The 17,908-nt window shown below is 62.6% G+C and carries 14 protein-coding genes; 5 read left to right on the top strand and 9 right to left on the bottom strand.

The features are described from left to right. Positions 1-31 precede the first annotated feature (31 nt). Entirely contained in the window at positions 32-538 is a 507-nt protein-coding gene (locus tag P2G67_RS09870; RefSeq protein WP_275822542.1) for an SspB family protein, read from the top strand. A gap of 31 nt (positions 539-569) precedes the next feature. Here P2G67_RS09870 and pabB read toward each other — a convergent pair whose 3' ends face one another. Further along, complete coding sequence (pabB, locus tag P2G67_RS09865; RefSeq protein WP_275822540.1) at positions 570-2,633, bottom strand: aminodeoxychorismate synthase component I; 2,064 nt, start codon at positions 2,631-2,633, stop codon at positions 570-572. Between the two features lie 158 nt (positions 2,634-2,791). Between pabB and P2G67_RS09860 the strand changes: the two genes are divergently transcribed. Continuing rightward, positions 2,792-4,003, top strand: a complete 1,212-nt coding sequence (locus P2G67_RS09860; RefSeq protein ID WP_275822538.1) for an argininosuccinate synthase — start codon at positions 2,792-2,794, stop codon at positions 4,001-4,003. A 120-nt stretch (positions 4,004-4,123) separates the two neighbouring features. Here the strand turns inward: P2G67_RS09860 and P2G67_RS09855 are convergent, their stop codons facing one another. The 3 genes from P2G67_RS09855 to P2G67_RS09845 all read right to left on the bottom strand — a co-directional run bounded on the left by P2G67_RS09855 (position 4,124) and on the right by P2G67_RS09845 (position 8,573). Further along, complete coding sequence (locus tag P2G67_RS09855) at positions 4,124-5,083, bottom strand: ribonucleotide-diphosphate reductase subunit beta (protein WP_275822536.1); 960 nt, start codon at positions 5,081-5,083, stop codon at positions 4,124-4,126. 62 nt (positions 5,084-5,145) lie between these two features. Continuing rightward, a complete protein-coding gene (locus P2G67_RS09850) occupies positions 5,146-6,939 on the bottom strand; it encodes a ribonucleoside-diphosphate reductase subunit alpha (RefSeq protein ID WP_437124255.1) in 1,794 nt (597 codons plus the stop codon). Between the two features lie 317 nt (positions 6,940-7,256). Next, positions 7,257-8,573, bottom strand: a complete 1,317-nt coding sequence (locus tag P2G67_RS09845) for a DUF2254 domain-containing protein (protein WP_275822532.1) — start codon at positions 8,571-8,573, stop codon at positions 7,257-7,259. A 118-nt stretch (positions 8,574-8,691) separates the two neighbouring features. Between P2G67_RS09845 and P2G67_RS09840 the strand changes: the two genes are divergently transcribed. From P2G67_RS09840 to P2G67_RS09830, 3 genes are all read left to right on the top strand, one after another. Continuing rightward, positions 8,692-9,639, top strand: a complete 948-nt coding sequence (locus P2G67_RS09840; RefSeq protein WP_275822530.1) for a threonine/serine dehydratase — start codon at positions 8,692-8,694, stop codon at positions 9,637-9,639. Positions 9,640-9,738: 99 nt separating this feature from the next. After that, positions 9,739-10,860, top strand: a complete 1,122-nt coding sequence (locus P2G67_RS09835; protein ID WP_275822528.1) for a TRAP transporter substrate-binding protein — start codon at positions 9,739-9,741, stop codon at positions 10,858-10,860. 172 nt (positions 10,861-11,032) lie between these two features. After that, positions 11,033-11,623 carry a tyrosine phosphatase family protein gene (locus P2G67_RS09830; protein WP_275822526.1) on the top strand — a complete coding sequence of 197 codons (591 nt, stop codon included), beginning with the start codon at positions 11,033-11,035 and terminating at the stop codon, positions 11,621-11,623. A gap of 19 nt (positions 11,624-11,642) precedes the next feature. On the opposite strand, the gene P2G67_RS09825 is transcribed toward P2G67_RS09830, so the two are convergent. The 5 genes from P2G67_RS09825 to phnC form a co-directional block, all read right to left on the bottom strand. Continuing rightward, positions 11,643-13,046 carry an MFS transporter gene (locus tag P2G67_RS09825; RefSeq protein ID WP_275822524.1) on the bottom strand — a complete coding sequence of 468 codons (1,404 nt, stop codon included), beginning with the start codon at positions 13,044-13,046 and terminating at the stop codon, positions 11,643-11,645. Positions 13,047-13,081: 35 nt separating this feature from the next. Beyond that, positions 13,082-15,364 carry an ATP-dependent helicase gene (locus P2G67_RS09820; protein WP_275822522.1) on the bottom strand — a complete coding sequence of 761 codons (2,283 nt, stop codon included), beginning with the start codon at positions 15,362-15,364 and terminating at the stop codon, positions 13,082-13,084. Positions 15,365-15,487: 123 nt separating this feature from the next. Next, entirely contained in the window at positions 15,488-16,291 is an 804-nt protein-coding gene (gene phnE / locus P2G67_RS09815) for a phosphonate ABC transporter, permease protein PhnE (RefSeq protein ID WP_275822520.1), read from the bottom strand. Beyond that, a complete protein-coding gene (phnE, locus tag P2G67_RS09810; protein WP_275822518.1) occupies positions 16,285-17,079 on the bottom strand; it encodes a phosphonate ABC transporter, permease protein PhnE in 795 nt (264 codons plus the stop codon). The genes phnE (P2G67_RS09815) and phnE (P2G67_RS09810) overlap by 7 nt, the downstream gene beginning before the upstream one ends. Continuing rightward, entirely contained in the window at positions 17,076-17,870 is a 795-nt protein-coding gene (gene phnC, locus P2G67_RS09805) for a phosphonate ABC transporter ATP-binding protein (RefSeq protein ID WP_275822516.1), read from the bottom strand. Before phnC ends, phnE (P2G67_RS09810) begins: the two co-directional genes overlap by 4 nt. Positions 17,871-17,908 lie beyond the last annotated feature (38 nt).

Raw genomic sequence — 17,908 nt, 5'->3', positions numbered from 1 at the left:
CTATCTCAGTGGCTGACAAGGAACGGTTCTTATGAGTGATGAGGTCTTGCGCTACGACCTGATGGTTGAGGACGCCCTGCGCGGTGTCGTTCGCGTGGCGTTGCAACAGGTGGTGGCAGAAGGCCTTCCGGGCGAGCACCATTTCTATATCACCTTCCGGACGACGCACCCGGGCGTGCAGATCGCCGATCGCCTGCGTGCGCGCTATCCGGATGAGATGACCATTGTGCTGCAGCACCGTTTCTGGGACCTCAAGGTCGAGGAAGAGCACTTCGAGGTAACCCTGACCTTTGGCGACATCGCCGAGAACCTGGTCATTCCCTTCGACGCCCTTACGGGCTTTGCCGACCCCAGTGTGCGGTTCGGCTTGCAGTTCGGTGCGCTGTCAATGCTGCAGGATAGCGTTGAAGAGGGTGACGGCACCGAAACGACTGCCAGTCCGGATGAGGGCGAGACCGAGGCGGAGCAGCCTGATTCGGCGCCAGTCGACGAAGGGGAGAAGGTGGTCACCCTCGACCGGTTCCGAAAAAAGACCTGAGCTGCGAGGCAGCTTCACCTTCCCAAGCGCGTTACTCAGCAGCCTCGCCGTTGTGCGTGTGGTAGCGCCAAGCCGAGGGGTCGCCGGTGACGGCAAGGGCCAGCGCAGCTAACGGCGCCTGGGCTTTCAGAAACATTTCTTCCAATTCGGCCTCAGGGTCTGAGAGCGCAGTGATGGCCCCGCCTGCACCCAGGCTCCAGTGATCGGGCGTCTCCTGCACCAAGGTGCGAATCACCACGGAGAGATCCGCCGCACCATCCATGCCGATCCAGCCCAGCGCACCGGAATAGGCTCCGCGCGGCCCCTCTTCGAGGCTGTCGATGATCTCCAGGGTCCGACGCTTCGGGGCCCCGGTCATGGAACCGGGCGGGAAGGCGGCTCGGATCGCGTCTACCAGCGTATGATCGGGAGCCAGCTGTGCCTCGATGGTGGAGACCAGCTGGTGGACCGTCGCATAGCTTTCCACCTGCATCAGGGCGGGCACCCGCACACTTCCCAGCTGCGCCACCCGTCCAAGGTCGTGACGCAAGAGGTCGACGATCATCAGGTTCTCTGCCCGATCCTTCTCGCCGCTGCGCAAGGTGTCGGCCAGAGCGGCATCACGCGCGGGATCAGCATCACGCCGGACCGTTCCCTTGATTGGCTTGGCCTGCAGTTGGCCCTCGGCCGTCGCTGAGAGGAAGCGTTCCGGCGAAGAACTGACCAGCGTAAGTTCGCCTAGACGCAGATAGGCTGCGTGGGGGGCGGGATTGAGCCGGCGCAGGTTGCGGTAAACCGTAAGGGGATCGACCGCGGCCCAAACTTCCAAGCGATTGGTGAGACAGACCTCATAGGATTCACCATCCCGGATCGCGGCTTGGGCTTGCCTGATCCGAGCCAGATAGGCATCAGCCTCGTGCCTTGCCTGCACGAGCAGGGAGGTGGCGCCCGGCCCCGGTGGCTGCGTCGCCAAGGGCGCAACTTGAGACTGGGCCGAGAGCTGTTCCTGCACCTGGTCAAACCAAGCCTCGATTTCGGTGGCAGGGGTGCCGTCGCACGCAGCGAAAGCCAGCCAGGCCCGCCCGTCGCAGTGATCGATGGCAAGAAAGCGATCAACGAAGAGGAAGCCCGTCTCCGGCAAGGTGGATGCGAAGCGGCGCGGGTAGCCGCATTGCTCCTTCGCTTCATAGCCGATCCAGCCAACCCATCCGCCACGGAATGGAAAAGGCGCCTCTCCGCCCTCGAGGCTGACCGATGCGAGAGCGTTGTCCAGTTCGTCCAGACTGCCGGGGCCAGGCCGGCCCGTGCCTAGGAAGGACCAGCGCGACAGGCCCGGGACCACCTTCGCGCTGTCCAGCCAGAAGGCATTTGGCTCCTCAGCGAAACAGGAGAGGTAAGCCATTTCTGCCTCAGGCACTGCGGGCAGTTCACGCAGATGCAGGCGGCAGCGGCCTGGAGGGTGCCCGACCTCCTGCCTGACTGCCTTGGGCGCTTCGGGTACGGGCGGCTTGCGGTAGCCCATTTGGGTGCGCGCCAGGGCATCTCGGCTGAGGTCGCGAAAATTCTGGAGCAGCGCGCTGCCTGACTCAGAGCAGATCGACTCAGGGTGAAACTGCACACCCCAGCGTGCCTGCCGCTCATCCGCCAGCGCCATGATCAGGCCACTGGCGTTGCGGGCCGTCACGCGCAGGCCGGCCGGCAAGGGGTCATAGGCCAACAGCGAGTGATAGCGCACGACCTGCAGAGGGTTGGGCAGGCCGGCGAAGAGCCCCAATTCTTCATGCCTTATCCGGTCGAGACGTCCATGCATCGGCTCGGGCGCGTGCCGGACAGTGCCGCCGGCGAGTTGCACCATTGCCTGATGCCCCAGGCACACGCCCAGCAAGGGCACCTGGGCATGGTGCACTGCCTCTGCCGAGAGTCCCAGATCCTGCGCGCGCGCCGGCGTGCCGGGTCCAGGCGATATGAGGATGTTGTCGAAGGACAAAGCCTGGATCTCCGCCCAGGTACAGGCATCCTGCGACACCACCAGTGGCGCTTCGCCATTCACCTCTCCCAGCAGGTGGAAGAGGTTGAACGTGAAGGAATCGTGATTGTCGATGATCAGTGTGCGCATGCGTTCCGTCACCGTGCAGCAGAGGCGCTTCTAGCCCGACGGAGGCGGTGCTGCCAAGGCCGACATCCGCTTCCCGCACTGCTTGCGGGCCGGAGCCTTTGCCCTATACTGCCGCGCCAAACACGATCCTCGCTTACACCAGCCTCACGGACTTCCCCATGCGCGACGTCAAGAAAGTGGTTCTCGCCTATTCCGGCGGCCTCGACACCTCTGTCATCCTCAAGTGGCTGCAGGAAACCTACGAGTGCGAGGTGGTGACCTTCACCGCTGACCTCGGCCAAGGCGAGGAGTTGGAGCCGGCGCGCAAGAAGGCCGAGTTGCTCGGCATCAAGTCGGAGAACATTTTCATCGAAGACCTGCGCGAAGAGTTCGTGCGGGATTTCGTCTTCCCGATGTTCCGCGCCAATGCGCTCTATGAGGGGCTCTACCTGCTTGGCACTTCCATTGCCCGGCCGCTGATCGCCAAGCGCCAGATCGAGATCGCCCGCCAGAGCGGGGCCGATGCGGTTTCCCACGGCGCCACGGGCAAGGGCAACGACCAGGTTCGCTTCGAATTGGGCTACTACGCCCTGGAGCCGGGCATCAAGGTGATCGCCCCTTGGCGCGAATGGGACCTGAACAGCCGCACCAAGCTGATCGACTTCGCTGAGAAGCACCAGATTCCCATCGCCAAGGACAAGCGCGGCGAGGCGCCTTTCTCCGTGGACGCCAATCTGCTGCACATCTCCGCCGAGGGGAAGGTTCTGGAGGATCCCTGGGAGGAGGCGCAGGAGTATGTCTACTCCCGCAGCGTTTCCCCGGAACAGGCACCGGACAAGCCGACCTACATCGAGGTCGAGTTCGAGAAGGGCGATCCCGTTGCCATCGACGGCGAGCGCATGAGCCCGGCCACACTGCTGACCGAGCTCAATCGACTGGGCGGGGAAAACGGCATCGGCCGGCTTGACCTGGTTGAGAACCGCTTCGTCGGCATGAAGAGCCGCGGCATTTACGAGACGCCGGGCGGAACGGTTTTGCTTCAGGCCCATCGCGGCATCGAGCAACTCACTCTCGACCGGGGCGCCATGCACCTGAAGGACGAGCTGATGCCGCGCTATGCGGAGTTGGTCTACAACGGCTTCTGGTTCGCGCCCGAGCGCGAGATGCTGCAAGCGGCCATCGACAAGAGCCAGGAGCATGTGGAGGGCACAGTGCGCCTCAAGCTCTACAAGGGCTCGGTCAATGTGGTGGGGCGCAAGAGCCCGCGCAGCCTCTACAGCGAAGCGCATGTGACCTTCGAGGAAGACACGGTCTATGACCAGCGCGACGCCGAAGGCTTCATCAAGCTCAACGCCCTGCGCCTGCGTCTCCTGGAGCGCCGCGGCCACTGATTTAGGGCTGCGGCGGTTCCGTCCACCGAGAGGGGCCTTGCGGGAACGTAGTGCGGTGGCGCTGCGGGAAGGCGAACTCCGCGTTCTGTACGCGAAACCGGAAGCCTTTCGGTCGCCCCCTTATTCGAAGGCTTCTTCCCAGCTCCCCTGGGTTGCCGCCTTCGAATACTCGGTCGAGCGATTCTCGAAGAAGTTGGTGTGCTCCATGCCGTTGAGCATGGCGTCGAGCCAGGGCAGGGGATTGCGCTCGCTGCGATAGATCGGCTGTAGGCCAAGCTGCGTCAGACGTCGGTCGGCGATGTAGCGGATGTAGCGCTTCACATCCTCGGCTGTGAGACCCTGAACGCCGTCCATCTCGAAGGCGAGGTCGATGAAGGCGTCTTCATGGGTCACGATGGTCTCGCAGGCGCGGTAGAGCTCGCGCTCCAATTCCTCGCTCCAGACTTCGGGGTTCTCGTCCATGAAGGTGCGGAACAGCCGGATGATCGAGGCGGTGTGTAGGCTTTCATCGCGCACCGACCAGGAAATGATCTGCCCCATCCCCTTCATCTTGTTGAAGCGCGGGAAGTTCAGCAGGATCGCGAAGCTGGCGAAAAGCTGAAGCCCTTCTGTAAAGGCTCCGAAGACCGCCATGGTAATGGCAATATCGCGCTTCGTTTCGACGCCGAAGGCCTGCATATAGTCATACTTGTCCTTCATCTCCTTGTAGTGGAGGAAGGCGCTGTACTCGGCTTCCGGCATGCCTAGCGTGTCGAGCAGGTGACTGTAGGCGGCGATGTGCACCGTTTCCATATTGGAGAAAGCGGCCAGCATCATCTGCACTTCCGTGGGTTTGAAGACCCGCGAATAGTGCTTCATGTAGCAGTTGTTCACTTCCACGTCCGACTGGGTGAAGAAGCGAAAGATCTGGGTCAGCAGATTGCGCTCGCCTTCGCTGAGCACGCGCTGCCAGTCCTTCACGTCGTCTGCCAAGGGAACCTCTTCCGGCAGCCAGTGGATGCGCTGCTGCTGCAGCCAGGCATCGTAGGCCCAGGGATAGCGGAAGGGCTTGTAGATGGGGTCGGACTCAAGAAGGGACATGAACAGAGACTTTCACTGAAACGAATGTGTCTTGATGGCGGCCCGAGCGTCGTGCCGGCGGTTCACTGGCAGGCGAGGCATTCCTCGTAATCCAGTGTGGAAGCCGCGGGCTCATCCTGGCCGTTCACCTTCCCCAGCATCGGCACGACGCCGAGCCCGGCGGCCAGCACCGATTCCGCCCGCTGCAAGGAGCGAGAACGGCAGTAGTAGAGGCTCTTCACACCTTTCTTCCATGCCAGCAAATGAATCTGATGCAGATCGCGCTTATGCACATTGGCCGGCAGGAAGAGGTTGAGCGACTGTGCCTGGCAGATGTGCGGGCTGCGATCGCCGGCGTGTTCGATCAGCCAGCGCTGATCGAGTTCGAATGCCGTCTTGAAGACAGCCTTCTCGTCCTCGTCCAGACACTCAAGGTGCTGCACCGAGCCTTCATTGATGGTGATAGAAGTCCAAGTGTCTTCGTCGTTTCGGCCCTTCTCCTCGAGTAGTTTCTCAAGATAAGGATTACGCACCGCGAAGGAGCCGGACAGCGTCTTGTGGGTAAAGGCGTTGCCGGCCAAGGGCTCAATGCCCGGCGAGGTACCACCGCAGATGATGGAGATGGACGCGGTCGGAGCGATCGCCAGTTTGTGGGAAAAGCGTTCCATGATGCCGTGCTCTGCCGCATCTGGGCAGGGGCCACGCTCTTCTGCCAAAACCCGCGACGCGGCATCCGCTTGCTCGCGGATTTGCTTGAACATGCGGTTGTTCCAGACCTTCGCCATGACGCTTTCGAAGGGAATGCGTTGCTTCTGCAGGAAGGAGTGGAAGCCCATGACCCCCAGACCAACCGAGCGTTCGCGCATGGCGGCATACTTGGCGCGGTCCATGGATTCCGGCGCGTTGGCGACGAAGTCCGAGAGCACATTGTCGAGGAAGCGCATGACATCTTCGACGAAGTCGGGATGGTCGTGCCACTCCTCCCAGGTCTCGAGATTGAGCGAGGAGAGGCAGCAGACCGCCGTGCGATCGCGCCCGCGGTGGTCGATGCCCGTGGGCAAGGTGATCTCGCTGCAGAGATTGGACATCTTCACCGTGAGACCGGAGAGCTTGTGATGCTCGGGCATCGCCCGGTTCACGTGGTCGCCGAAGATGATATAGGGCTCGCCCGTCTCGATGCGCGAGGTGAGCAGGCGAATCCACAGGCTGCGTGCGGTAACCTTGCGCACCACTGATTGGTCCTTCGGGCTCTTCAGCGCCCACTCCTCATCGTCCGCCACGGCACGCATGAAGGCATCGGAAACCACAACACCATGGTGCAGGTTCAGTGCCTTGCGGTTGGGGTCACCGCCGGTGGGCCGGCGCAGTTCGATGAACTCCTCGATCTCAGGATGATCTATGGGCAGGTAGACGGCGGCTGACCCGCGGCGCAATGAACCCTGGCTGATAGCGAGCGTCAGCGAATCCATCACCCGGATGAAAGGGATGACGCCGCTCGTCTTGCCATTCATCCCCACCTTCTCGCCGATCGAGCGGAGATTGCCCCAGTAGCTGCCGATGCCCCCACCGCGGGCCGCCAACCAGACATTCTCGTTCCAGAGATCGACGATGCCCTCCAGGCTGTCGTTGGCTTCGTTCAGGAAACAGGAGATCGGCAAACCTCGCTTTGTGCCGCCATTGGACAGGACAGGCGTGGCGGGCATGAACCAGAGCTTGGAGATGTAGTCGTAGAGCCGCTGCGCATGCGCGCTGTCGTCCGCAAAGTGGGCAGCCACGCGCGCAAAGAGGTCCTGATAAGACTCGCCTTCCAGAAGGTAGCGGTCGTCGAGCGTTGCTTTGCCGAAGCGAGTCAACAGGCCGTCGCGCTCCCGGTGCATATGCACCGTGATGCCTCGCTCGTTTTGGAATCGGTCCCGGAACTCCCCGGTCGGCAGCAGATCGCCCATGGCAGATTCATGTGTCCGCTTGCTGTCCACAGCCTTATCCACAGCCTCCGGATAGGCGCGGGCAGGGCCGTTTTCCTGCAGAATCGTCGAGCCATCCATGACTGTCTCCATTTTTCCCAAGGCTGTGGATTATTCGCGCTGTGCACTAAATATAGCGGGTGCGAACGGTGCGCCGACCAAATCTAGCAGAGAATGACCGTCTGTCACCCGGAACATAAAGAGAACAATAGCCCGGTGGTCGCAGTCCATCAAGACCGTGCAGCGTGCTCCATGGCAGCCAGGTGCCGTCTCGCCTCGGCGGCGCGCGTTTCCAGCGGCCTGCGGTCGTAAGCGGCCGCGATGCAGCGTTCTCCAGCGTCGAGCACCAGCCCTACCTGCTCATCAAGCGCCTGTCGATGTTCCTCGGTGCGCGCCTGTTCGGCCAGCTGTTTGAGGATGGCCATCATCTGGATCAGGATCGCCGGTCGCCCCCCTGACTGGCGAATCTGATTGAACGCTGCATCAGTCAGACCGGCAAAGGTAATGGGCTGGCCGACGACCCGGGTGCAGCCCTCATCATCCTGCCAGATCGCCTTGGGTGGATCCCGCCGCATGATCTCGGCCAGACACAAGCCCAGACGATCGATCACCACGATGGCCGTGAAGGGATCGTTGATGCCGGGCGACAGCGCGCGCAGAGCCACCTCGACGAGCTGGCGAATGGCGTATTCAAGATCCTGGGCCGCGCTGCGTTGACCGCCCACGGCGATGGCGTTGCGGACCCCCTGAATTAGTTTTTCAGAGCAGTTCGATGCAGGGTAGACCCTGCCGTGCGCGCCGTGAGGAATAAGAAAGTGGCCGGGTCGAAAGTCGAGCAGAACTTGGCACTGGAAATCTTTGGCACATTCCACAAGGGCGTCATGATCGACCGCCTGAACATAGCCGCCGCGCACCAGGCTAAAGACTGCGCCGTCGTCGTGGGAAGAGGAGTGGGAAGCGGGCTCGGACGGAGTGTTTTCGGACTTGGGCAACATCTCCTCAATGGTGGCGTCGAGTTGCCGTCCGACCCGTTCGATCACCGTGTCCGCAACGATTGAGCGCCCCAGGTGGTGCACGAAAAACAGCAGCAGAACGACGCAGCCCAGCGACAAAGCAGCGCCGACGGTCGCAACAACGTGATGACTCTCTTCCCTGCCCAAATCGGCGTTCACGCCGCGCAGAACCACAACGAGATAGACGATGGTGGCCAGGAAGAATCCCAGCATGAACTGCGTGCTTTTGTCGGCCATGAAGCTGCGAATCAGGCGCGGGCCCAGTTGGCCGGCGGCCAGCGTCAACACGACCATGGTGATGGAGATCGCAAGCGTCGCAAGCGTGATCATCGAAGTGAGTAAGGTGGACAGCAATGCCGCCACCGACTCGCGATCGCCACTGCTCAGCCACCAAAGGCTGTCCGGATCGAAGCCTGCGAGCGACACGGCCATGCTCAACCACGCCAGCAGCAGTGCGCCGAGCAGCATCAATCCCGGAACAAACCAGAGGCCTGTGTTGATCTGCTCCCATAACGCCTGTAAACGAGCAAACATGCGCGCGGTCTCCTGGTGAGGGACAGTCTCTGCTCGCCCCCTTATAGAGACTTTCGGGACTCGTTGAACCGCCTTACCCTGCGCTCGCCGTTCTCAAAAGCAGCGACAGGGTGACAACGTGGCCGATAGCAGCGCCGTTACACGAGATGCCATCGCCGATGCAGCCGAGCGTGTTGCGCCATACCTGCGCCGAACACCGGTGATTGAGGTCAGCGGCGCGGATTTCGGCCTCAAGACGGAAAGGCTCTGCTTCAAGCTCGAGTTCCTGCAACGCTCTGGCGCCTTCAAGGCGCGCGGCGCCTTTGCCAGTCTGCTCCTGCGTACACTTCCCGAGGCAGGCGTCGTTGCCGCTTCCGGCGGCAACCACGGTGCCGCGGTGGCCTGTGCTGCACAGGCACTGCAGGTGCCAGCCAGCATCTTCGTACCCACCATCGCATCAGAGGCCAAGTTGGCGCTTATCCGCAGTTTTGGCGCCAGACTCGTCGTGGGAGGCGGGCGCTACGCCGATGCGCTCAGCGCCAGCGAAGACTGGCAAGCACAGAGCGGTGCACTGGCAATCCATGCCTACGATCAGGTGGAAACGCTCCTGGGGCAGGGCACTGTGGGCTGCGAGCTCGAACAACAGGCGCCGGACATAGATACGCTCTTGGTTGCCGTTGGGGGAGGGGGGCTGATCGGCGGTCTGGCCGGCTGGTATCGCGGCGCGGCGAAACTGGTCGGTGTCGAGCCGGAAGGGGCGCCCACCTTAACTCGGGCTTTGGAAGCGGGTGAGCCTGTGGACGCGCCGGCCGAGGGCTTGGCGGCGGATTCCCTGGCACCGAAGCGGATCGGGTCCCTAGGCTTTTCCCTGGCGCAGCAGTTCGTCGCCCAGACAGTGCTCGTGAGCGATGACGCCATCCGGCAGACCCAGAATGTGCTTTGGCAAGTGCTGCGCGTCGTTGCCGAGCCGGGCGGCGCTGCGGCAATGGCTGCCTTGCTGTCCGGCGCTTACCAACCGAAGGTAGGGGAGCGCGTGGCGGTACTGCTCTGTGGCGCCAACACCACTTCGGTGACGTTCACCGGCTGATTGCGCGGTGGCTGCGTCAGGGGCAATGTCCTCGAAGCGCCGCGCCATATCCGCCTGCGTCTGGCGCGGGCTGATCTAAAAGGAGAGGGAGTGAAATCTATGAGCCAGGATATCAGCCGGAATCGTCGGCGCTTCATAGCTGCCGGCGGCGGCGCGCTTGTCGGCGCCGCAGCGGTGGCTTCAAGCAGTTTGTCGACACCGGCCATCGCCCAGGACGTGCGCGAACTGAACATGGTTACCTCCTGGCCGAAAGGCGCGCCAGGCGTGGGCGTGAATGCGGAACGTTTCGCGCGACGCTTGGAGAGACTCTCGGGCGGTCGTCTTGTCGTACGCTTCTTCGGTGCCGGTGAACTGGTGCCGCCCTTCGAAGTCCTGGACGCGGTCAGTGGAGGAACCGCTGACTTGGCGCACTCGAGCCCCTACTACTGGGCAGGCAGTTCGCAGGCTCTGCACTTTTTCACTGGCATTCCCTTCGGCCTGACGGCCACCGAGTGCGCTGCCTGGCTCGAGTTTGGCGGTGGGCAGGCGCTATGGGACGAGGTCTATGCCCCCTTCGGCGTCAAGGCCTTCTATGCAGGGTCGAGTGGTACGCAGTTCGGCGGTTGGTTCAACAAGGAGATCAACAGCCTGGACGATTTGCACGGCCTGCGCTTCCGCATTGCCGGCCTTGGCGGTGAAGTCATGCGGCGACTGGGCGTCTCCCCAGTCATGACGCCTCCTGGCGAGATCCCCGTGGCCCTTGCATCCGGTGCGGTGGATGCGGTGGAGTGGATCGGCCCCTGGAACGATATGGCCTTCGGGCTAGAGCGCATGGCACGTTACTACTATGCGCCCGGTGTTATGGAGCCAGGTCCGGGCCTGGAGATCATGATCAACCAGAGCACCTGGGACTCGCTGCCGGAAGATCTGCAGGAAGCGGTCCGCAGCGCCGCTCATGCCACGGCCTATGAAACCTATGCAGATTTCATCTACCACAACACAGAGAGCTTCGCAGATATGCTAGCGGAGACCGACGTGGAGATGCGCTCCTTCCCTGATGACGTGAACGAGGCGATCGCGCGCGAACTCGAGAACGTGCTGGACGGCTTCTCTGCCGAGGATGAGGTGTTCGCTCGTGTTCGGGAGTCCCATGATGCCTTCCTGCGAAAATCCCTGGCCTACTCGCCGCAGGCCGAGGGCGGTGTGCTGCAGGCTCGTGCCAAGACTCTGGGGCGCGGCTAACTCATCTCTTTCGTGACAGCTGTGGTCCAGGCCGGCTGTTACCGGCCTGGACGCCCTGTCGCCGTGGCGCCGGCTCTGGTTGCCATCTGACAGCTCACATGGCCCATGACCCCGCGGGTCCGTCGTGGCATCCTGAAGCGGTTCAGGAACAGTTGAGATCGGATGTGCAGGTATGGAAGATTTGATTGCCGGCCGTTTGCTGCGGGTTTGTGGATTACATGAACTGGAAGGCCATTGCGCCGACCGACCCTCGCATCTGGTCTCCATCCTCGACCCCGGCACAGAACGCAGTCCGCATCTCGATGGCTTCGCCACGACGGAGATCCATCAGTTCGATTTTCACGATGTGATCGACCCCACACGCGTGGATCGACCGCCGACCGAGGCCGATGTCGAAGAACTGCTGGGCATTGGTGAGCGCGCGTTCCCCGATGCCCGTGCCCTCGAGACCGGCTCTGGCTGTTTGTTGATCCACTGCTACATGGGCATTTCCCGCTCAACCGCGGCACTGACCATCATGCTCGCCGCGCGGCACCGCGGACCGGAGGCAGAGCTCTTCGACTTCGTTCGCCAGGTGCGCCCGCAGGCGTGGCCCAACCTGCTGATGATCCGCTACGCCGATGGGCTGATGGGCCGCGAGGGGCGCCTCGAAAAGGCCCTGGCCGAGCACTATCGCTTCCAGGCTGCCGAGCGCCCGGATCTTGCCGAGGCCATCGGTCGGCTCGGCCGCGATGAGGAGTTGCGTCTGGCCGGCGTGCTGTAATGCCGTAAGGAGGCCGGTCTCAGTCGTCGGCTTTCCGAGGCGGGACTGCTTGCTCAGGCTGTTCTTCGTGCAGGTCGGCGCCGTCGTCCATCTGTTGTTCTGTCGCGCCCTCGGGGCGCGTTTGGGCTTCCGATGCGGCTTCCGGTTCCGGTAGATCGGCCGGCTCGGCCTGCACGTCTTCAGGCACTCCCCCGTCGCTGCTTTCTTCGTCCGCGCGCGGGTCGAGCGCGACCGGGTTGGTGGCAACGGTTTCCGCCACCACAACGAACTCTGCGCCGTGGGTTTCGGCCGGTAGCGGGCGGATACGCATGCGCAGGAAGGCGAAGGCGCACAGCACCAGATAGATAATCGCAATGAAGAGGAAGAGGGCGGCCGGTCCCGCGTAGCCCATAGCAGCCGCCGCCAGCAGCGGACCGATCACTGCAGCAATGCCATTGACCAGGAGCAGGCCGCCGGACACCTCGACGAAGCTCTCATTGGTGATCAAGTCGTTCACATGGGCGACCGAGAGCGCGTAGACTGGGAAGGAAAAGGCGCCGAAAGCAAAAGCCAGTGGCGCAATGGCAATGGGCCAACGTCCGGTTACCAAGAATAGCCCCAGCCCGCTTATCGCCGAGAGCAGGCCGACCCCAATGATCACCACACGACGGTCGAGCCGGTCGGACAGTCGGCCGAAGGGCCACTGCGACAGCGCGCCGCCGATAACCGTTACACTCATGAAAAGTGCGATCTGGGTGGTGTTGAAGCCAATGCCCACTGCATAGGCTGGCCCGAGAGACCAGAAGGCACCGTTGCACATGCCAATGGCTGCGCAGCCCACCACACCTACTGGTGAGATCCGCAGGAGGTGGAGGGGGCGCATGCGCACGTCGGATAAAGGCGCAGGCGCCGCCGAAGTGGTTAGTGCCACGGGGATCGCCGCAACCGAGACCAGCACCGATGCAATGGCAAAGAGCGGGAACAGCGCTGGATCGTAGAACATGATCATCAGCTGTCCGACAGTGATCGCCGCATAGTTCAACGTGGTATAGATCGAAAAGATTGCCCCGCGGGTATGATTGTCTGCGCGCTCGTTGAGCCAGCTCTCGATCACCAGGAAAAGCGCGGCAATACAGAAGCCGGTAACCGCACGAAGCACCCACCAGGCCACGGGATCGATCACAAGGATGTGGACCAGTGGCATGGCCGACGCACCCGCCACCATGGCAGTGAACACGCGGATGTGACCAACGCGCCGCACGAGATTGCTGGTCAGCAGGCAGCCGGCGACAAAGCCCAGGAAGTAGGCCGAGCCCATCACACCGATGGAGAAAGCGGGAAAGATCTCCATCTCGGCACGGACAGGCAGAAGCGTTGTCTGCAGGCCGTTGCCCGCGAGCAGAATGGTCGCACTCAGCAGCAGTGCCGCAACGGGAGCCAGCATTCGCAAGGCGCCAGACCCTCCCCTCGAAATGGCGATCAGTTCGCGTCTTCAGCAGCGGTCACGAAGCCGGCGACAACCTTTTTCTCACCGCTATGGTCGAAGGCGATGGTAAGGCGCTCCCCTTCAACGAGCGATACCGTACCGTAGCCAAATTTCTGATGAAACACCCGACTTCCCGGGCGGTAGCGTGAGTCGCGCCGGGGTGTGCTTTCCACCACTTGGGCCTTGGCATCAATGACAGGCGCTGTGGTTGTGCCCGTGCGCTCGCGTCGCGCGCGGGCGCGCTCCATGCCCGGGGAGTAACGCGTGTCGCCCCAGGACTGGAAGCCACCGAAGTTTCCCCCGCCCCAGGCCTGATGCGCTGCTCCGTAGATCCCTTTGTCGCTTTCCTGTTCGCAGTGCTCTTCCGGCAGTTCGTCAACAAAGCGTGAGGGAATTGCCGCTGCCCAGGAGCCGTAGAGCCGCCGATTGGCAGCGAAGCTCACGATGGCCCGTTTGCGCGCGCGCGTTAAGCCCACATAGGCGAGGCGGCGCTCCTCTTCCAAGCCGCGGTTACCTTGTTCGTCCAGCGCCCTCTGGTTGGGAAAGAGACCCTCCTCCCAGCCCGGCAAGAAGACCGTATCGAACTCCAGGCCCTTGGCGGCATGCAGAGTCATGAGAGTGACCTGCGCGCTCTCAGGCTCTTCCAGGTTCTCCATCACAAGTGAGACATGCTCCAGAAAACCGGCCAGGGTCTCGAACTCTGCCAAGGCTTCGATGAGGGCTTTGAGGTTTTCCAGTCGGCCGGGCGCCTCGATCGAGCGGTCCTCGCGCCACATTTCGAGATAGCCCGACTCCTCAAGTACGCGTTCGGCCAATTCCGGATGCGAGGTGGTGCGCAACTCGTCGCGCCAGCGCTCGATGCTCTCGACGAACTGTTTGAGCGGCCGTCGGGTTTGCGCGCGCAGTTCGTCTGTGCCCACCAATTGGTGGGCGGCGATGTACAGGGATGTTCCGCCACTCCGGGCCGCCGAATGGAGTTTGCGCAATGCCGCTTCCCCCAGACCGCGGCGCGGCTTGTTGCAGATCCGCTCGAAAGCCAAATCGTCGTCGGGCGATTGCAGCAGGCGCAGGTAGGCCAGCGCGTCACGGACTTCCAGGCGCTCATAAAAGCGCGGCCCACCGATGACGCGGTAGGGCAGCCCCAGCGTGACGAAGCGCTCCTCAAACTCTCGCGTTTGCGCACCGGTCCGCACCAGGATCGCCATCTCGCCCAGAGAGTGGCCTTCGCGCTGCAATGCTTCGATTTCCTGGCCGACAAAGCGGGCTTCCGCTTCTCCGTCCCAGAGCCCGCGCACCCGCACCGGCTCGCCCGCGTCGCCTTCAGTCCAGAGCGTCTTGCCCAGCCGGCCTTCGTTGCGTGCGATCAGCCCCGATGCCGCGCCCAGGATGGCCGGCGTGGAGCGGTAGTTGCGCTCCAACCGGATAACCTTGGCATCGGGAAAATCGCTTTCAAAACGCAGGATGTTTTCGACCTGTGCGCCCCGCCATCCGTAGATCGACTGATCGTCATCGCCAACGCAGCAGATGTTGTTCTCCGGCAGGGCGAGCAGGCGCAGCCAAAGATACTGCGCGACGTTGGTGTCCTGGTACTCGTCCACCAGCAGATAGCGAAAGCGCTGCTGCCAGCGTTGGGCCACATCCGGCCTGGTCTGGAACAGCGTGAGATTGTGCAGCAGAAGGTCGCCGAAGTCGCAGGCGTTCAAGGTGCGCAAACGCTCCTGATAGGCAGCATAGAGCGCCACGCTGCGACCCTGGGCGAAGTCCCCGACTTCCTGGCTCGGCACCCGGTCCGGCGTAAAGCCCTTGTCCTTCCAGCGCTCGATCAGGTGGCGCAGGCTCTTAGCAGGCCAAGATTTTTCGTTCACGCCTTCGGCAGCCATGACCTGTTTGATCAAGCGGAGTTGGTCATCGCTGTCCAGGATCGTGAAGTTGGACTTCAACCCGACCGCTTCGGCTTCCTGTCGCAGGATGCGCGCAGCGAGGGCGTGAAAGGTACCCAGCCACCAGCCTTCCACCGAGGGCCGGCCAAGCAGGGCCGCCACGCGCTCTTTCATCTCGCGCGCAGCCTTGTTGGTAAAGGTGACGGCCAAGATCTCCCCGGGGCGGGCTCGGCCGCTCCAGAGCAGGTGGGCCAGGCGGGTGGTCAACGCGCGGGTCTTGCCAGTCCCGGCACCGGCCAGCAGAAGCACGGCACCATCGAGCGCCTCGACGGCGGCTCGCTGCGCATCATTCAGGCCCTGGAGGTAGGGGGCGGAACTTTCTGTGGTAAGAGTCATGCGCCCTATATAGCCGCTTGGCCCACGAGTCGGGAGGGTGCCGCCCGACAAAGGGCACAGGGCGAGGACAATACCTTTCGCAACGCTGATCCCCGAGCTACCTGACAGCCGCTCACGTTGGGGTCAGATGATCCGTCGGCGCAGGGCCATCGCTACGAACTCGCCGATGATCACCAGGGCCAGGATGGCGAGGAGGACGGTGGCGGCTTCCTGCCAGTTGAAGGTGTCGATCGCGCCCTGCAAGATCAGGCCGATGCCGCCGGCGCCCACGAGGCCGAGCACCGTGGACTCCCGCAGATTGATGTCCCAGCGCAGAATGCTGACAGACCAGAAGACCGGCATGACCTGGGGCACAATGGCGTAGAGAATCACCTTCATACGAGAGGCGCCGGTGGCCTCAAGTGCTTCCACGGGTCGGCGGTCGATCTCTTCGATGGCTTCGCCCAACAGCTTTCCGATAAACCCGATCGAGCGGAACATGATCGCCAAGATACCGGCGACGATACCGGGGCCGAAGATCGCCACAAACAAGAGAGCCCAGATGATGGTGTTCACGGAGCGGCTGGAGACCAGGATGAACCGGCCGAGCCAGAGCGTGGCGATGTTGGGTGTGGTGTTCTGCGCGGCGATGTAGGCCACCGGAAGCGAGACCACCACGGCAACGGCGGTCGCGATGGTCGCAATGTTCACCGTTTCCAGAAGCACCCAAAGGATGGTGCCCAGATTGGTGGTGTCCGGCGGTATCATGCGGCCGAAGAGGTCTCCCATCTGCTCCGGTGAGTCCCAGACCCAGGCCCAGATCACATCGATGCTGGTGAGCGCCCAGACGATGGCGGCAATGCTGAAGAGATAGATCAGGAAGCGCTGCAGTCTCTGCTGCGGCGTGTAGCGCGCCCAGCTTTCGGGGGTCGATTCCATGTCTACCATAGCCGTTTCCTGATCTGGCCGCTGATCGCCTCGCTGATGAGGATGACCCCCACGATCACCATGGTGATGGCCAGAGCGAAGTCGTAGTCGTAGCGCCCGAAAGCGTTGGCCAGCGTCGAGCCGATACCGCCTGCACCGACGATTCCGACCACTGCCGAGGCGCGCAGGTTGGAGTCCAGCTGATAGATGCTAAGCCCAATCTGGCGCGGCATGATCTGCGGGAAAACCGCGTAATAGAGGGTGGCCAGGTAGCCGGCTCCAGCGGCGCGCATGGCCTCCACCTGCCCCCAGTCGATCTCCTCGATGCGCTCCGCCAGCATCTTTGCCACGAAGCCGATGGAGTAGACGATCAGAGTTAAAACGCCGGCAAAGGGGCCGAAGCCTACAGCCTTGACGAAAACAATGGCCACGATCACCGGATGAAAGCTGCGCGCGACAATGATGATGGCGCGTCCCAGCAGATAGATTGGCATCGGCGCCAAGTTTCTGGCTGCCATGAAGGCGATGGGAATGGAGAGCAAGACGCCGCCGACCGTGGCCAGAATGGCGATCTTGAGGCTTTCGGAAAAGCCTTTGATCAACAAGCCGCTGCGCTCGAAGCTTGGAGGAAAGGCGCCGCTGAAGATGCGCTGGGCGCGGGTGATTCCTTCACTCACGCGGGCCCAGTCGATGGGCAGCATGCTGATTGCCCAGACCACGTAGACCAGAATTGCCAATGCCAGCCCGTAGCGCAGCAGCGGGTTGGCAATCATCGGCGGCTTGCGCCAAGTCTCGGGATAATCGCTCATGCGGTTTGCGCTTGCAGTGTCTCGGCGGCACCGGCTTCCGCCCGCTCTTCAGCGGGGGTGCCGGCGTAGATTTCGTCCATGGCCGCGGCATCCAGGGCATCAGGCTCGGCGTCGAAGATGATGCGGCCGTAACGCATGCCGACAATGCGGTCGGCGTAGGTCTTGGCTTCGGCCACGTTGTGGATGTTGATCAGCACGGGCAGGGAGAACTCGCGCGACAAAGAGCGCAGCAGTTCCATGATCTGCTCGGAAGTCTTGGGGTCGAGCGATGCAGTTGGTTCGTCGGCGAGCAGAATCTCCGGTTCCTGCATCAGCGCACGTACCACACCGACGCGTTGGCGCTCACCGCCCGAAAGCGCATCCGCCCGCTTGTTTGCGTAATGAGCGATGCCCACCCGCTCCATAAGTTCATAGGCACGACGGATGTCTTGTTTGGGGTAGCGGCGCATGACGGCGCGCCAGAGCGGGATATAGCCCAGGCGGCCAGACTGTACGTTCTCCATGACCGTCAAGCGGTCGACCAGATTGAAGCCCTGAAAAATCATGCCGATGCGCCGGCGCGCATGGCGCAGTTGGGCGCCCCGCAAGGCGGTGAGGTCAACGCCGTTTAGGTCGATTTTACCCGCTGTCGGTTCGACCAAACGGTTGATACAGCGCAGCAGCGTGCTCTTGCCGGCGCCCGAAGCCCCAATGATGGCAACGATGCTCTCGCTCTCAACGGTGAGGTCGAGGTCCTTGAGGACGGGATCGCCGTTGCCGTAGCGCTTTACCAGTTTCGAAATCTTCAACATGCAGGATGGGGCTCCAAAAGACGCGGGCCGCAGTCATC

This window comes from Aquibaculum arenosum (assembly GCF_029222965.1).
Classification (GTDB): Bacteria; Pseudomonadota; Alphaproteobacteria; order Kiloniellales; family DSM-21159; genus Aquibaculum; species Aquibaculum arenosum.
Note: the sequence above shows the minus strand (reverse complement) of the source record. Positions and strands in the feature narration are given on the sequence as shown.

What these genes read in the sequence shown, in the direction of transcription:
- P2G67_RS09870 (WP_275822542.1), top strand. Translation starts at nt 32, where the DNA reads ATGAGTGATGAGGTCTTGCGCTACGACCTGATGGTTGAGGACGCCCTG.
- pabB (WP_275822540.1), bottom strand. Translation starts at nt 2,633, where the DNA reads ATGCGCACACTGATCATCGACAATCACGATTCCTTCACGTTCAACCTC.
- P2G67_RS09860 (WP_275822538.1), top strand. Translation starts at nt 2,792, where the DNA reads ATGCGCGACGTCAAGAAAGTGGTTCTCGCCTATTCCGGCGGCCTCGAC.
- P2G67_RS09855 (WP_275822536.1), bottom strand. Translation starts at nt 5,083, where the DNA reads ATGTCCCTTCTTGAGTCCGACCCCATCTACAAGCCCTTCCGCTATCCC.
- P2G67_RS09850 (WP_437124255.1), bottom strand. Translation starts at nt 6,939, where the DNA reads ATGCACCGGGAGCGCGACGGCCTGTTGACTCGCTTCGGCAAAGCAACG.
- P2G67_RS09845 (WP_275822532.1), bottom strand. Translation starts at nt 8,573, where the DNA reads ATGTTTGCTCGTTTACAGGCGTTATGGGAGCAGATCAACACAGGCCTC.
- P2G67_RS09835 (WP_275822528.1), top strand. Translation starts at nt 9,739, where the DNA reads ATGAGCCAGGATATCAGCCGGAATCGTCGGCGCTTCATAGCTGCCGGC.
- P2G67_RS09830 (WP_275822526.1), top strand. Translation starts at nt 11,033, where the DNA reads ATGGAAGATTTGATTGCCGGCCGTTTGCTGCGGGTTTGTGGATTACAT.
- P2G67_RS09825 (WP_275822524.1), bottom strand. Translation starts at nt 13,046, where the DNA reads ATGCTGGCTCCCGTTGCGGCACTGCTGCTGAGTGCGACCATTCTGCTC.
- P2G67_RS09820 (WP_275822522.1), bottom strand. Translation starts at nt 15,364, where the DNA reads ATGACTCTTACCACAGAAAGTTCCGCCCCCTACCTCCAGGGCCTGAAT.
- phnE (WP_275822520.1), bottom strand. Translation starts at nt 16,291, where the DNA reads ATGGTAGACATGGAATCGACCCCCGAAAGCTGGGCGCGCTACACGCCG.
- phnE (WP_275822518.1), bottom strand. Translation starts at nt 17,079, where the DNA reads ATGAGCGATTATCCCGAGACTTGGCGCAAGCCGCCGATGATTGCCAAC.
- phnC (WP_275822516.1), bottom strand. Translation starts at nt 17,870, where the DNA reads ATGTTGAAGATTTCGAAACTGGTAAAGCGCTACGGCAACGGCGATCCC.